This window comes from Modestobacter sp. VKM Ac-2978, assembly GCF_026968025.1.
Taxonomy (GTDB): domain Bacteria; phylum Actinomycetota; class Actinomycetes; order Mycobacteriales; family Geodermatophilaceae; genus Modestobacter.
Genome location: NZ_JAPVBP010000004.1, coordinates 330,827 through 346,459, shown reverse-complemented (window position 1 = coordinate 346,459; position 15,633 = coordinate 330,827). Strand labels below are relative to the sequence as shown.

At 74.5% G+C, this 15,633-nt stretch carries 10 protein-coding genes; 8 read left to right on the top strand and 2 right to left on the bottom strand.

The genetic code is table 11. The features are described 5' to 3' along the window. Positions 1 to 53: 53 nt before the first annotated feature. Positions 54 to 1,226: a glycoside hydrolase family 1 protein gene (locus tag O2W53_RS12630; protein ID WP_269163385.1), complete on the bottom strand. Its 1,173-nt coding sequence runs from the start codon at positions 1,224 to 1,226 to the stop codon at positions 54 to 56. A gap of 94 nt (positions 1,227 to 1,320) precedes the next feature. Then, positions 1,321 to 2,127: an IclR family transcriptional regulator gene (locus O2W53_RS12625; RefSeq protein WP_269163384.1), complete on the bottom strand. Its 807-nt coding sequence runs from the start codon at positions 2,125 to 2,127 to the stop codon at positions 1,321 to 1,323. A 180-nt stretch (positions 2,128 to 2,307) separates the two neighbouring features. On the opposite strand from O2W53_RS12625, the gene O2W53_RS12620 reads away from it, so the two are divergent. The 8 genes from O2W53_RS12620 (at position 2,308) to O2W53_RS12585 (ending at position 15,626) form a co-directional block, all read left to right on the top strand. Then, positions 2,308 to 3,903: an ABC transporter substrate-binding protein gene (locus tag O2W53_RS12620; RefSeq protein WP_269163383.1), complete on the top strand. Its 1,596-nt coding sequence runs from the start codon at positions 2,308 to 2,310 to the stop codon at positions 3,901 to 3,903. Between the two features lie 100 nt (positions 3,904 to 4,003). Next, complete coding sequence (locus tag O2W53_RS12615) at positions 4,004 to 4,945, top strand: ABC transporter permease (RefSeq protein ID WP_269163382.1); 942 nt, start codon at positions 4,004 to 4,006, stop codon at positions 4,943 to 4,945. Continuing rightward, on the top strand, positions 4,942 to 6,951 hold the full coding sequence (locus tag O2W53_RS12610; RefSeq protein ID WP_269163381.1) for a dipeptide/oligopeptide/nickel ABC transporter permease/ATP-binding protein: 2,010 nt from the start codon (positions 4,942 to 4,944) through the stop codon (positions 6,949 to 6,951). Before O2W53_RS12615 ends, O2W53_RS12610 begins: the two co-directional genes overlap by 4 nt. Continuing rightward, positions 6,948 to 7,970 carry an oligopeptide/dipeptide ABC transporter ATP-binding protein gene (locus O2W53_RS12605; protein ID WP_269163380.1) on the top strand — a complete coding sequence of 341 codons (1,023 nt, stop codon included), beginning with the start codon at positions 6,948 to 6,950 and terminating at the stop codon, positions 7,968 to 7,970. Before O2W53_RS12610 ends, O2W53_RS12605 begins: the two co-directional genes overlap by 4 nt. Beyond that, positions 7,970 to 10,624 (top strand): family 78 glycoside hydrolase catalytic domain, encoded by a 2,655-nt coding sequence (locus tag O2W53_RS12600; RefSeq protein WP_269163379.1) that lies wholly within the window; start codon positions 7,970 to 7,972, stop codon positions 10,622 to 10,624. Before O2W53_RS12605 ends, O2W53_RS12600 begins: the two co-directional genes overlap by 1 nt. Then, positions 10,621 to 13,257, top strand: coding sequence for a glycoside hydrolase family 78 protein (locus tag O2W53_RS12595; RefSeq protein ID WP_269163378.1), 2,637 nt, complete (start codon positions 10,621 to 10,623; stop codon positions 13,255 to 13,257). The genes O2W53_RS12600 and O2W53_RS12595 overlap by 4 nt, the downstream gene beginning before the upstream one ends. A gap of 11 nt (positions 13,258 to 13,268) precedes the next feature. After that, a complete protein-coding gene (locus O2W53_RS12590) occupies positions 13,269 to 14,765 on the top strand; it encodes a glycoside hydrolase family 43 protein (RefSeq protein WP_269163377.1) in 1,497 nt (498 codons plus the stop codon). A gap of 15 nt (positions 14,766 to 14,780) precedes the next feature. Next, entirely contained in the window at positions 14,781 to 15,626 is an 846-nt protein-coding gene (locus O2W53_RS12585; RefSeq protein WP_269163376.1) for a nucleoside hydrolase, read from the top strand. The last annotated feature ends 7 nt before the right edge of the window (positions 15,627 to 15,633 follow it).

The window sequence follows — 15,633 nt, the reverse complement described above, 5'->3', positions numbered from 1 at the left end:
ACCGCCGTCACCTTCGTCCCCGGCCGTTCCATTGGCCGGCACGGGGATCGGGGTCAGGCCAGGCCGTTGCGCTTCGCGACCTCGCCCAGCCAGGCCAGGCTGGGCTTCGGCGTACGGGCGAACGTCTCCCGGTCGACGGCGACCAGGCCGAAGGTGGGGGCGAAGCCGAGCATCCACTCGAAGTTGTCCAGCAGGCTCCAGTGCACGTAGCCGCGGACGTCGGCACCGTCGGCGATCGCCGCGGCCAGACCGGTCAGCGCGTCGGCGGTGAAGGCGATCCGGTCGGCGTCGTCGGCGGTGGCGATGCCGTTCTCGGTGACCAGCAGCGGGGTCTCCGGCAGCACGGAGGACGCGTACCGGATCGCGGCGCCGAGGGCCTCCGGCCGGCGCTCCATGCCGTGGGCCAGCGTCTGCCGGTCGGCCGGCGCGGCGATCAGCCCGTCGGCGCCGAACCGCTGGGCGGTGTAGACCTGCAGCCCCACGACGTCGTCGCCGGCCGCGGCCCGGAGGAACTGGTCCATCATCGCCGCGCGGGCGGCCTGCAGGTGTTCCTGCCCGCCGCCCTCGTCGATGTACTCCAGGCCGACCAGCGACATGCCGGACGGGGGAGCACCGGCACCCCGCAGCACCTCCGTGCTGCGGCCGTGCAGCCCGATCAGCGCCTCGGCGACACCCTGGTCGGGTACGGGCAGGCCGTGGATCGGCTCGCCGCGCCGGGCCATCGCGCCGATCACCGGCTGGACCGCCATCAGGTTCGGCTCGTTGAGGGTGAGCACGTACTCGGCGTGCTCGACCGCCGGCAGGGCAAGCTCGGTGAACCGGGCGACCCGGTCGCCGGCCTTCGGCCCGGTCCAGCCGCCGTCGTGCATCATCCAGCGCGGCATCGTGAAGTGGACCAGCGTGACGATCGGGGTCAGCCCGCGGTCGCGGCAGCCGTCGGTGATGCGCCGGTAGTGGTCCAGGGCCGAGCGGGAGAGCTCGCCCTCGGCCGGTTCGATCCGGCTCCACTCCAGGCTGAACCGGTAGGTGTCCAGCCCGGCCCCGGCCACCAGGTCGAGGTCGGCCTCCCACCGGTTCCAGGAGTCGCAGGCGTCGCCGCTGGACTCGGCGAAGGGGGAGTGCTCGGCGTGCTCCATCTCCCAGTGGTCGTTGTTGACGTTGCCGCCCTCTACCTGGTGCGCGGCGGTGGCCGTGCCCCACAGGAAGCCGTCGGGGAACTGGGTCATGCGGGAGCCTCCGGGTGATCGACGTGGCCGCGAGCATGCGTGACGCCGCTCACCGTGCTCAGCACCGCTGCCGGCCAATGGCAGACGAGTCGGATCAGGGTGTGCCGGGTGACCGCCAGGCGCCGAGTCCACGCGAGATGCCGCGCGCGGCCGTGCGCACCGCGGGGCCGAGCAGCCGCGGCTCGGCGTTCTCCGCGGGCACCAGCACCGACAGTGCGGCGACGACGGTGCCCTGCGCGTCGTGCACCGGTGCGGCGACCGAGACGATCGGCCGGGGCGCGCCTCGCCGGAACGTGGCCAGCCCGTCCCGCCGGATCTCGGCCAACGTCCGCCGCAGAGCGGCGGAGGAGACCGGCACCTGCTCCGGCTGGTGCACCAGCGGCTGGGCGAGCACCTCCTCCTGGAACCCGGACTCGGCGAACGCGAGCAGCACCAGTCCGACCCCGGTGGAGTGCAGCGGCATCCGCCCGCCCGGCCGGTAGAGGGCGGCGACGGCCCCGTGCGAGGAGAGCCGCTCCACCATCAGCGCTTCCTCGCCCTCCCGGACGGCGAGCAGCACGTGCTGCCGGGTCACCTCCTCCAGGTCGCCCATGAACGGCAGCGCCACCTGCCGCAGCTCGTGGCTGCGCGGGGTCAGGGAGGCCACCTCCCACAGCCGGAGACCGATGGAGAAGCGGCCGTCGGCGCCGCGCTCCAGCGCTCCCCACTCCAGCAACCGGCCGGCCAGTCGCAGCGCCGAGCTGGCCGGGATGCCGGTGCGCCGGCTGAGCTCGCTGAGGCTCAGGTACGGCCGGCTGCTGTCGAAGGCACCGAGCAGCGCGAGCGCCCGGTCGACGACGGGATCGCCCTGCGGCGGGCGCCGGCCGCGGATCCGCGCGGGGGAGGAGTCGTCGTCCGTCATGCACGAGCCTCCGGGGTCGTCGCGGTGAGGCGCAGGCCACAGTTGTCTTCCATTGGTCGGCATTGTGCCTGACGTCACGGTGAGGCCCGCCGCATGGTTGCCGCCAAGCCGGTTCCCCGGCGCGGCCGATCCCCGGCCGACATGACCCCTCCGTAACGAAGCGAAGGAGCCAGACCGGCGATGAACCGATCCAGGACCCGCAACCCCTTGGCGCTGCGCCGCCCCACCCTGATGCGGGCCGGCGTCGCCGTCCTGGCCACCGGCGCGCTCACCTCGCTCGCCGCGTGCGGTGGTGGTGGCGAGGGCGGCGGAGGCACGAGCAGCCAGAGGCCCAGCGACACGCTGACCTTCGCCTACGACGCGGACGCCGCGCCGACCGGCTACGACCCGCTGGAGTACTCGCAGGGTCAGTTCACCTTCTTCAGCACCCTCTACGACTCGCTGTTCGTGACCCAGCCGGACGGCACCGTGGCACCCAGCCTGGTCACCGAGTTCAGCAACAACGAGGACGACACGCAGACGACGCTGACCCTGCGCGACGGCGTCACCTTCGCCGACGGCTCGGAGCTGACCGCCGAGGTCGTCAAGGCCAACCTGGACCGGCGCAACGACGCCGACCTGGAGGCATACGGCGCGCTCGCCACCGGCGGTGCCAGCGAGATCGTCGACGTGGCGGCGCCCGACCCGCAGACCGTCGTGATCACCTGGGCACAGCCGCAGGCCAGCCCGGAGAACAACCTCACCGACACCGCAGGGGTCGTCGTCGGGCCCGACGGGCTCGCCGACCCCGCCTCCCTGGAGACCACCCCGGACGGCTCCGGGGCTTACACGCTCAACGCGGGGGAGACCACGCGGGCGAGCACGTACACGCTGGACAAGAACGACGAGGCGTGGAACGCCGACGAGTGGGCCTACGACAGCGTGGTGTTCAACGTGATCACCGACTCCCAGGCGCTGGCCAACGCGGTCATCTCCGGGCAGGCCGACATCGCCACCATCCTCAAGCCGACCACCATCGACATGGTCGAGCAGCGGTCGAGCCTGGCGAAGGTCGGCGGCACGATCGTCGGCTTCCCGGTCATCGACAAGACCGGTGCCACCAATCCCGCCTTCGCCGACGAGCGGGTCCGGCAGGCGATCAGCCACGCCATCGACCGCGAGGCGATCGTCGAGCAGCTGCACCCCGGCGCCCAGCCGACGGCCCAGCTCTTCCCCGCCGAGGCCGAGGGCTTCGACCCCGCGCTCAACGAGGAGTTCGGGTACGACCCAGAGCGCGCCCGCGAGCTGCTCGCCGAGGCCGGCCTGCCCGACGGGTTCGCCTTCGACATCACGGTGCTCGGCCAGCCGTCGGAGGACCAGGTGGTCATCCAGCAGCAGCTGGCCGAGGTCGGCATCACGATGAACTTCGTGACGGCCACCTCGACCGACCAGGTGTTCGCCGCGGTCCGCACCGACCCGCTGATCTTCGGGCCGATGGCGATCGGTGGTCAGCCGGCCGGCTGGGTCGCCGGGGTGCTCTACGGCGGCTTCATGAACATGCAGGGCGCGACCGAGCCGGAGATCCAGAGCGCGCTGGGCGCTGCCCTCGGCGCGACCGGCGACGCCAGGGAGCAGGCGCTCGGCGACCTGAACCGGGCCATCGCGGAGAACGGCTGGTACATCCCGGTCTACGAGGACTACGCCTACACCGGCTACAACGCCGAGAAGGTCGCCGAGCCCTCCTACGCGGGGACGAACAACTACCTGGTCCTCTCCGAGGTCGAGCCGGCGGCCTGAGCCGCCCGGCACCGGCCGGTGGCCGCGGGACGTCCCGCGGCCACCGGCCCCTCCTGCACCGTTCCCTGGCCCGTGCACCCGTACGCCGAAGGACCCCGTGATGCTCGCTTTCCTCGCCCGGCGGATGGCCATGGCCATCGGCACGGTGCTCGCCGCGGTGGTGATCAGCTTCCTGCTGGTACACGCCACCGACACCTCCCCGGGCGCGGTCCGGCTGGGCACGAACGCGACCCCGGAGCGGATCGTCGCGGAGAACGAGGCGCTGGGCTGGAACCGCCCGCTGCCCACCCAGTTCCTCGACTACCTCGGTGACCTGGTGCGCGGCGACCTGGGCACCTCGCTCATCGACGGCCGGTCGATCGCCGCCGACCTGGCCGACCGGGTCCCGGTGACGGCGTCGATCGCGCTGTTCGCCACCGTCCTGTCCGGCGTCCTCGGCATCGTCCTGGGCGTCACTGCGGCGGTGCGCGGGGGCCGGCTCGCCCGGCTCATCACCACCGGCAGCGGGGTGGCACTGTCCCTGCCGGTCTTCTGGGTCGGCATCCTGCTGGTCTACGTGCTCGCGCTCCAGCTGGGGTGGCTGCCGGCCACCGGGTACGTGCCGTTCACCGCCGACCCGGCCGGGTGGTTGACCAGTCTGCTCATCCCGGTGATCACGCTGACCATCGGCGGGGCGGCGATCGTCGCCCGGACGGCGAACGCCGGACTGCGGCAGGCGCTGGCCCAGGAGCACGTCCGGACGCTGCGCGCGATGGGCACGCCGGAGTGGCGGATCCGCTACGTGCACGCGCTGCGCTTCGCCAGCCTCCCCGTGGTCTCGGTGCTCGGCATCCAGTTCATCGCGCTGTTCGGCGGCTCGGTGATCATCGAGAACCTCTTCGCGCTGCCCGGACTGGGGCAGGCCGGCCAGGCCGCCGCGGCCTCCAGTGACTTCCCGGCCCTGGTCGGCGTCGTCGTGGTGGCCACCCTGGTCGTCGTCGTCATCAACCTGCTGCTCGACCTGGTCGTGGCGGCACTCGACCCGAAGGTGCGTGCCGCATGAGCGTGCTCCCGCTGGACGCCGCCGACGACGTCGCTGCCGAGCCGGGGCCGCCGGCCCGCAGGCAGGGCCTGTCCGAGGTGCTCCGCCGGCCCGGTGGCCTGCTGGCCGCCGGCTGGCTGCTCTTCATCGTCGTGGCGTCGCTGACCGCACCGTGGTGGCGGCCCTACGGCGTCGCCGAGCAGGACCTCGCCAACCGGCTGGCGCTGCCGTCGGCCGACCACTGGCTGGGCACCGACCCGCTCGGCCGCGACCTGCTCAGCCGGATCTTCACCGCCGGCACCGAGCCGCTGCTCTCCTCCGCGGTGACCGTGCTGGTCGCCTTCGGGATCGGCCTGCCGCTGGCGCTGATCGCCGCCGAGCGCGGACCCCGCGTGGAGCGGGTGATCAGCCGGGTGACCGAGGTGTTCCTGGCCCTTCCCTCGACGATCCTGCTGCTCGCCGTCATCGGCGTGATCGGGGTCCGGACCTTCATCATCATGGCCGTCCTCGGCGTGCTCATCTCCGCCGCGGTCTACCGGGTGATGCTCGGCGTGGCCCAGTCGGTCCGCACCCGGCTCTACGTCGACGCCGCGCGGGTGAACGGCCTGGGCTCGCTGCGGGTGAACGTGGTGCACGTGCTGCCGTCGATGGCCACCGTCATCGCCGTCCAGGCCGCCCAGCTGTACGGCATCGGCCTGCTGATCGTCGCGGGCCTGGCCTTCCTCGGCTTCGGTCCGGCCGAACCCGACCCCAGCTGGGGGTTCATGATCCAGGACGCGTCGTCCTACGTGTTCAACGCGCCGTGGCTGATGGTGCCGACCGGGCTGGTCCTCGCGCTCACCGTGATCGCTGCCAACGAGCTGGCCGACGCCATCGCCGGCAAGGCCGCGGGGGAGGCCGCCCCGGTCCGCCGGCGTCGCCGGTCACCCGCGCGGACCGCCCCGCTCGACGGCGCGGCGGAGCTCGCCCCGGCCGACCCGGACGCCGTCCTGGAGGTCCGGGACCTGACGATCGCCGTCGACGACGGCGCCGACCTGGTCACCGGTGTCTCGTTCGCGTTGCGACCGGGCCGGGTGCTCGGTCTGGTCGGTGAGTCCGGGTGCGGCAAGACGATGACCGCGCGGTCTCTGCTCGGTCTGCTGCCCGACGGGGTGTCGGTGCGCGGCGGGGCGATCCACTGGCGGGGCCAGGACCTGGTCGGCCGCACCGAGAAGGAGCTGACCGCCGTCCGGGGGCGGGAGATCGCGCTGATCTCCCAGGAGCCGATGGTGGCGCTGGACCCGATGTTCTCCGTCGCCTACCAGCTCACCCAGCCGATCCGCCGGTTCCGCGGCGTCGGCCGGGGCGAGGCGCGGCGGATCGCCGTGGAGCTGCTGCGCAACGTGGGCATCGTCGACGCCGAGCGGGTGCTGCGGAGCTACCCGCACCAGCTCTCCGGCGGCATGGCCCAGCGCGTGTGCATCGCGCTGGCGCTGACCGGTGAACCGGAGCTGCTGATCGCCGACGAGCCGACGACCGCGCTGGACGTCACCGTGCAGGCGGAGATCCTCACCCTGCTGCGGGCGCTGGTCCGGGACACCGGGCTGTCGGTGGTGGTCGTCAGCCACGACCTCGGGGTCGTCGCCGACATCTGCGACGACGTGGCCGTGATGTACGCCGGCACGGTGGTCGAGTCCGGCACCGCGGCCGCCGTCCTCGACGCGCCGGAACACCCGTACACGCAGGCGCTGCTGGCGGCCAACCCGCACGTGCCCGACGGCGTCCGGGTGCCGGTGCGGCTGGCGTCGATCCCCGGGACGGTGCCGCCGCCCGGCTCGTGGCCGGCCGGCTGCCGGTTCGCCTCCCGCTGCCAGTTCGCCCAGGACCAGTGCCGGTCACCGTTCCCGGCCCGGCCCGCCCACGCCACCGGCTCGGTGCTGTGCGTCCGGGCCGACGAGCTCGCCGACGCCCACGTCAGCTGGGACGCCGACCCCGTCGGCGCGGCGCACGCCCCCGCCACCACCCCGACCGCAGGAGCGTCCCGATGACCGCCCTCGCCGACCCCGCCCGCGAGGTCCACCCGGAGGAGCAGGCACCCGCACTCCGGGTGCGCGACCTGGTCGTCCGCTACGGCTCGGGTCGCCGGGCGCGCAGCACCCCGCCGGCGGTGGACGGCGTCAGCTTCGACATCGCGCCCGGGGAGACGCTGGGCCTGGTCGGCGAGTCCGGGTCGGGCAAGTCGACGATCGGCAAGGCGGTCCTGGGCCTGCAGCGGCCCACCGCCGGCACGGTCGAGGTGGCCGGGCAGGACGTCACCGGGATGTCGCTCAAGCAGCGCAGCCGCCAGGTGGCCGACCTGCGGGTGGTCTTCCAGGACCCGTACTCGTCGCTGAACCCCGCCCGCACCATCGGCCAGACGTTGGTGGAGCCGCTGCGGCTGATGGGCGTGACCGGCGCCGAGGCGCTGGCGCGGGCCCGGTCGGGGCTGGAGTCCGTGGGCCTCCCGGCCGACGCCGTCGACCGCCGCCCGGCGCAGTTCTCCGGCGGCCAGCGGCAGCGCATCGCCATCGCCCGGGCGCTGGTCTGCGACCCCAAGGTGGTCGTGCTGGACGAGCCGGTGTCCGCCCTGGACCTGTCCACCCAGGCGCAGGTGCTCAACCTGCTGGCCGACCTGCGGGACCAGCGCGGGCTGTCCTTCCTCTTCATCGCCCACGACCTGGGTGTGGTGCGCTTCCTGTCCCAGCGCACCGTCGTGCTCTACCGCGGCCAGGTCATGGAGACCGGCCCGGCCGAGCAGGTGGCCCAGCGGCCCCGGCACCCGTACACCCTGGCGCTGACCGCTGCGGCCCCGGTGCCGCGCCCCGCCGAGCAGGCCGCGCGCCGCGCGGCCCGGGAGGCCGCCGGCTTCGGCACCGCGGGCGCCGCCTCGCCGTCGGCCACCGGCTGCCCCTTCGTGCCGCGCTGCCCGTTCTCCACCGACGTCTGCGTGGAGCAGCGGCCGCCGCTCCGGCTGCTCGACGGCTCGCTCACCGCCTGCCACCACGCCGAGCGGGTCCCGGGACCGTGATGGAGGACCCCGCTGCGCCGCACCACCTGCGGGTCGAGCACCTCGACGGACCACTCGGCATCTGCACCACCGCCCCGCGGCTGTCCTGGCGGCTGCCGGCCGGCGCCCGTGCGCAGCTGGCCTCCCGGCTCACCGCGGACAACGGCTGGGACACCGGCTGGGTGGACGGCGACCGGAACCTGTTGGTGCCCTATGCCGGACCGCCGCTGGCGTCGTCGCAGCGGGTGCAGTGGTGGGTGCAGGTGCGCACCGACCTCGGGGAGAGCGGACCGTCCGCGGCTGGCTGGTTCGAGGCCGGGCTGCTGTGGGCCGAGGACTGGCAGGCCTCCTGGGTCGAGCCGGGGGAGATGCCCGCCGGGCCGCCGGGGGAGCGGCCGGCCGCCCTGCTGCGGTACGAGTTCGACGTCGACCGGCCGGTGGTCGCCGCCCGGCTGCACGCCACCGCGCAGGGCGTCTACGAGGCCTCCCTCAACGGCGCGCGCGCCGGGGACGCCGAGCTGACCCCCGGCTTCACCCAGTACGACGTCCGGCTGCAGGTGCAGACCCTCGACGTCACCGCCGCGGTCCGGCCCGGCCGCAACGCGCTGTCCGTCGTGCTGGCCGACGGCTGGTTCCGCGGCCAGATCGGCATCCTGCGCGCCGCCGACCAGTGGGGCGACCGGCTCGCACTGCTCGCCCAGCTGCACCTGGTGCACGCCGACGGCAGTGTCACCGTCGTCGGCACCGGGCCGGGCTGGCGCAGTGCCGAGGGGCATGTGGTGGCCGCCGACCTGATCGCCGGCGAGCGGGTGGACCTGCGGCGGCTGCCGCGCGGCTGGGACGTCCCGGGCTTCGACGACGCCGCCTGGGCGCCGGTGGCCGTCGTCCAGCACGGCTACGCCGGCCTCGTCGACTCACCGGCCCCGCCGGTCCGCCGGGTGGAGGAGCTCACCCCGGTCTCGGTCATCCGGCTGCCGGGCGGGGCGCACGTCGTCGACCTCGGCCAGAACGTCAACGGCTGGCTGCGGCTCACCGACCTGGGCCCGGCGAACACCACCCTCACGCTGACGCACGGCGAGTGGCTGGGCCCCGACGGCGACGTCACCACCGACCACCTCCGCCCGGCCGTGCCGTTCCTGCCGGAGCCGCTGCCGGCCGGGCAGGTGGACCAGGTGGTGTCCGCCGGCGTGCCGGGGGAGGTGTTCGAACCGCGGCGGACGACGCACGGCTTCCGGTACGTGCGGATCGAGGGCCATCCCGGCGAGCTGACCGCCGACGACGTCCGTGGCGTCGTCGTGCACACCGACCTGCGCCGCACCGGCTGGTTCTCCTGCAGCGACGAGCGCCTCGACCGGCTGCACGATGCGGCTGTGTGGAGCCTGCGCGGCAACGCCTGCGACGTCCCCACCGACTGCCCGCACCGGGAGCGCGCCGGCTGGACCGGCGACTGGCAGCTCTACGTGCCCACGGCTGCGTTCCTCTACGACGTCGCCGGGTTCTCCACCAAGTGGCTGCGCGACGTCGCCGCCGACCAGTGGCCCGACGGCACGATCGCCAACATCAGCCCGTCCTCCCGCGGCGAGGGTCGGGAGGGCCCGGTCGCCGCGATGAACGGCTCGGCCGGCTGGGGCGACGCCGCGGTCGTCGTGCCCTGGGAGCTCTACCGCGCCTACGGCGACGAGCAGGTGCTGGCCGAGCTCTGGCCGACGATGGTCGGCTGGCTCGACCGGGTCGAGCGGATGGCCCGGGACCAGCGACACCCTGCTCGGGTCGCCCGCCGGCCGGAGCCTGCGCCGCACGAGCGGTTCCTCTGGGACACCGGCTTCCACTGGGGCGAGTGGCTGGTGCCCGGGGAGGACGTCGGCGACTTCGCCGCCTTCGCAGCGGCGGACAAGGGCGAGGTGGCGACGGCGTACTACGCGCACAGCGCCGGACTGATGAGCCGGATCGCCGCGGTGCTGGGGAGGGACGACGACGCCGACCGGTACGCGGGGCTGGCCGCCGAGGTCCGGGCCGCCTGGCAGGCGGAGTACCTGGACGCCGAGGGGCGGCTGACCTGCGACACCCAGGCCGACCACGTGCGCGCGCTCGCCTTCGACCTCGTGCCGGCCGACCTGCGACCGGCCGTCGCCGAGCGGCTGGTCGAGCTGGTCCGCAAGGCCGACACCCACCTGGGCACCGGGTTCCTGGCCACGCCGTACCTGCTGCCGGTGCTCGCCGACACCGGGCACCTCGACGTCGCCTACGAGCTGTTGTTCACCGACACCGAGCCGTCCTGGCTGACCATGATCGACCGCGGGGCGACCACGGTGTGGGAGCGGTGGGACGGCGTGGACGCCGACGGCGTGCCGCACGAGTCGCTGAACCACTACAGCAAGGGCGCGGTCGTCTCCTTCCTGCACCGGTACACCGCGGGCATCGAGCCGCTGGAGCCCGCGTACCGGCGGTTCCGCGTCCAGCCCCGGCCCGGTGGCGGCCTGACCTCCGCCGAGGCCGCGCACCAGTCGCCGTACGGCCGGATCTCCTCCGCCTGGGCCATCACCGACGGCGTGCTCTCGCTGCGCGTCGTCGTCCCGGCCGGCACCGAGGCGACGGTCGTCCTGCCCGAGGGCACCACGTCATCCGCCGGACCCGGCGAGCACACGTTCACGACCGCCCTGGAGCTGCCCGCATGAGCGACCTGACCGTCCTGCCCGTGACCGTCGAGCACCACCGCGAGCCGCTGGGCATCGGCGACACCCGGCCGCGGCTGTCCTGGGTGTCCCGGACCGACCTCGACGGCTGGCGGCAGGTCGCGTACGAGCTGGAGATCGCGCCCGAGGACGGCCCGGTCTGGTCGTCGGGCCGGGTGGAGTCCGACGAGTCGGTGCTCGCGCCCTGGGGAGCGCCGCCGTTGACCAGCCGTGACCGTCGCACGGTCCGCGTGCGGGTGTGGGGTGAGGGGGCCGTCGAGCCGTCGGCGTGGAGCGAGGACACCGTCGTCGAGGCCGGCCTGCTGGCGCCGGCCGACTGGACCGCGACGCTGGTCCAGCCGGTGCTGCCCGCCGACTCCGGCGACGAGCCGGCCGCGTTGCTGCGCCGGGAGTTCACCCTCGACCAGCCGGTGGTCCGGGCCCGGCTGTACGCCACCGCGCAGGGGGTCTACGAGGCCGAGCTGAACGGGTCGGTCGTCGGCGACCACGTGCTGGCGCCGGGCTGGACCAGCTACACCCACCGGCTGCGCTACCAGACCCACGACGTCACGGCACTGCTGACCGAGGGCGCCAACGCGCTCGGCGTGCACCTCGCGCAGGGGTGGTTCGCCGGCCCGCTGGGCTTCACCGGCAAGCGGGCCTTCTACGGCGACCGGACCGGCGCCTTCGTCCAGCTCGAGGTCGAGCACCCCGACGGCAGCCGCACCGTGGTCACCACCGACGGCTCCTGGCGCTCGGCGCCCAGCCCGCTCACCCGGGCCGGGCTCTACGCCGGCGAGACCTTCGACGCCCGCCGCGAGCTCCCCGGCTGGTCGCAGCCGGCGTTCGACGACAGCGCCTGGACGCCGGTGGAGACCGGGACGCTGGACGTCGGCACCCTCGTCGCCCCGACCGGCCCGCCGGTGCGCCGCACCCAGACCCTGCCGGTCCAGGAGATCAGCACGTCACCGTCGGGGAGGACGCTGGTCGACTTCGGCCAGAACCTGGTCGGCCGGCTCCGGCTGTCGCTGCCGGACGCGCCGGCCGGCACCGAGGTCACCGTCCGGCACGCGGAGGTGCTCGAGGACGGCGAGCTGGGCACCCGCCCGCTGCGCGGTGCCGACGCCACCGACGTCGTCGTGCTGGACGGGCAGGGCCCACGCACCTGGGAGCCGCGCTTCACCTTCCACGGCTTCCGGTACGCCGAGGTCAGCGGCTGGCCGGGGGAGCTGACCGCCGATGACCTCGAGGCCGTCGTCGTGCACACCGACCTGCGCCGCACCGGCACCTTCACGTGCTCCGACCCCGACGTGAGCCGGCTGCACGAGAACGTCGTCTGGGGGATGCGCGGCAACTTCCTCGACGTCCCCACCGACTGCCCGCAGCGCGACGAGCGGCTGGGCTGGACCGGCGACCTCCAGGTCTTCGCGCCGTCCGCGTCGTTCCTCTACGACACCACCGGGATGCTCCGCTCCTGGCTGGCCGACCTCGCGGTCGAGCAGCTGGTCGACCACGACGGCATCGTGCCGATGTACGTGCCGTTCCTGCCGCTGCTGCCCTTCCCGCAGCAGGCGGAGGTGGGCTGGGGCGACGCCGCCGTCGTCGTCCCGTGGGTGCTCTACCAGCGCACCGGGGACGCCGGGCTGCTCGCCGACCAGTGGCCGTCCATGACCGCCTGGATCGACGCCTTCGCCGCGCGGGCGGGGGAGGCCCTGGACTTCCCCGAGGGCGGGTTCTCCTTCGGCGACTGGCTGGACACCGCGGCGCCGCCGGACAACCCCGCCGCGGCGCGCACCCCGTGGCAGTGCGTCGCCACCGCCTACCTCGCCCGCTCGGCCCGCACGGTCGCGCAGGCCGCCGAGGTGCTCGGCCGGGACGGCGCCCGGTTCGCCGACCTCGCCGAGCGCGCGGCCGAGCGGTTCCGCGCCGAGTACGTCTCACCGAACGGCCGGGTGGCCTACCCGTCGCAGACGGCGTACGCCCTGGCCCTGGAGTTCGACCTGCTCACCCCCGAGCAGCGGGCGCACGCCGGCCGGCAGCTCGCCGACCAGGTGCTGAAGGACGGCTTCCACATCGCCAGCGGCTTCCTCGGCACCCCGCTGGTCACCGATGCGCTCACGAACGCCGGGGAGCTGGCCACCGCCTACGAGCTGCTGCTGCAGCGAGAGAACCCGTCGTGGCTGTACCCGGTGACGATGGGCGCGACGACGATCTGGGAACGCTGGGACTCGATGCTCCCCGACGGGTCGATCAACCCCGGGGACATGACCTCGTTCAACCACTACGCCCTCGGGGCGGTGGCCGACTGGCTGCACCGCGCCGTCGCGGGCCTCGCCCCGGCCGAGCCCGGCTACCGGCGGCTTCGGGTCGCCCCCCGCCCCGGCCCCGGCCTCACCTCCGCTGCCGCGACCCACGAGACGCCGTACGGGACGGCGGCGGTCTCCTGGATCCTCGACGGCGCCGAGCTGACGCTGGAGCTGACCGTGCCGCCGAACACGACCGCCGAGGTGTCCCTGCCCGACGGCAGCGCACCGGTCCAGGTGGCGGCCGGGCGGCACTCGTTCACCCGCACGGTCACCGTCCCGCCGCCGGTGGAGAAGCCTGCGCTGTTCTTCGACCCGGACGCCCACCAGTGACGTCAGCGCCCGTGACCCCGGCGCCTGTCGTCCCCGGCTTCCACCCGGACCCCAGCGTCTGCCGGGTCGGCGACACGTACTGGCTGGTGCACTCGAGCTTCGAGTACGCCCCGGGCGTGCCGCTGTTCCGCTCGACCGACCTGGTGTCCTGGGAGCAGGTCGGGCACGTGCTGGCCCGCCCGTCGCAGCTGGACGTCTCGGCAGCCCCCGGCTCGGGCGGCATCACCGCCTGCACGATCCGCCACCACGACGGCCGGTTCTGGATGATCACCACCAACCTGGCCGACGGTGGCTGGCAGACGCTGGTCACCGCCGAGGACCCGCTGGGCGAGTGGTCGGAGCCGGTCCGGATGGACGAGGTCCGCGGGATCGACCCGGACCTGGCCTGGGACGCCGACGGCACGCTGCTGGTCACCTACGCGGGCTTCGGCGCCGGCGGGCCGGCCGGGGTCGTGCAGCAGGCCGTCGACCCGGTCACCGGGTGGGCGCTGACCGAGCGGCGGCACGTGTGGCAGGGCACCGGAGGCCGGTTTCCGGAGGGCCCGCACCTGTACCGGGTCGGCGGGTTCAGGTACCTGCTGATCGCCGAGGGCGGCACCGAGCGCGGCCACGCGGTCACCATCGCCCGCGGCCCGTCGCCGTCCGGGCCGTGGGAGGCGTGCCCGGACAACCCGCTGCTCACCCACCGGGGCGTCGAGCACCCGGTACAGAACACCGGGCACGCCGACCTGGTGCAGCGCCCCGACGGCAGCTGGGCGATCGTCTTCCACGGCGTCCGGCCGCGCGGCGCCAGCCCGCAGTTCCACGTCCTGGGTCGGGAGACCTTCGCCGCCGAGGTGGTGTGGACCGACGGCTGGCCCCGGCTGGGGGAGTGGCTGACCCCGGCCGCCGGGCCGGTCGAGGTCGAGGAGCTGGCCGGCGCCGGGCTGCCGGTCTCCTGGGTGTCGCCGCGCCGGTTCCCCGGCGACGTGCTCACCCGGGGCGAGGGCGGCTGGCGGCTCACCGCCGCGGCTGCCGACCCGGCCTCGGACGACGCGACCTTCGCCGGCCGCCGGCAGGAGCACCTGTACTGCCGGGCCCGTGCGGTCGTCGCGGCGGACGGCGACGGAGTCGGTGGCCTGTCCGTGCGGATGGACCCCCGCCATCGCCTCGACCTCCAGGTGGCCGGGGACGTCGTGCGCGCGGTCGCGCAGGTCGGACCGCTGCGGTCGCTGCTGGGTGAGGTCGCCGTCCCGGCCGGGGACGTCGTGCTGGAGGTGCGGGCCGTCCCGTCGGAGGGGCACTTCTCCTCGACCGCGCTCGGCCCGGACCAACTGGTCGCCGGGGTCGTCGACGCCGACGGCGGGTTCGCCGAGCTCGGCCGGATCGACGGCCGGTACCTCTCCACCGAGGTGGCCGGCGGGATGACCGGCCGGATGCTCGGCGTCTGGTGCTCCTCCGGGTCGGTCGTCGTCCGCTCGTTCCGCTACGCCGGTGCCGACGACCCGGCCGCCGTCCCCGCCGTCTGACTCCTGGAGGAGAACGTGTCCCTGCGCATCACCGAACGCTGCCGCGTCGTCCTCGACAACGACTGGAACGGTGACCCCGACGGCCTCGTCGCCCTGGCCCACCACCTGCTCAGCGCCGCCAACCGGGTCGTCGCGGTGACCAGCTCGCACCTCAGCCCGGTGTTCGGCCCGCCCGAGGGGACTGCCGCGGCCGGCGCCCGGCGCGCGCAGGAGCTGGTCGACCTGGTCGGCACCCAGCGGCCGGTGGTGGCCGCCGGGTGCGACGTGCCGATCGGCGGCGGTGACACCTCGTCGGCGGCCGCGGACGCCATCGTCGCCGAGGCGCGGCGGGACGACCCGCTGCCGCTCTTCCTGGTCTGCGCCGGCCCGCTGACCAACGTCGCCCAGGCGCTGCGCCAGGCCCCGGACATCGCCACCCGGTTGACCCTGGTCTGGGTCGGTGGGGCGCTGGACGCCGACGCGTTCGAGTACAACCGGGACACCGACGCCGAGGCCGCCCGCGAGGTGCTCGGCCGCACAGAGCTGCCCGTATGGCAGTTCCCGCTGGAGACCTACCGGTGCTGCACGTACTCGGTGGCGGAGCTGGAGCAGGACGTGGGCGGCGCCGGGCGGCTGGGTGCCTGGCTGTGGCGGCAGTACGTCGAGCTGCCGGTCCCCGACTTCGTGGAGCAAGGGGAGACCTGGCCGCTCGGCGACAGCCCGCCGGTTCTGGTCACCGCCCTCGACGACGTGGCCTGCACGTGGACGGAGTCCCCGGACCAGCCGGGACGCCGGGTGTGCACCGACGTCGACCTCCGCCTGCTGGTCGCCGACCTGCTCGCCCGGCTCCGGCTGCACGAGCGCCGGAGCCGGGAGGCCTGAGCACGGC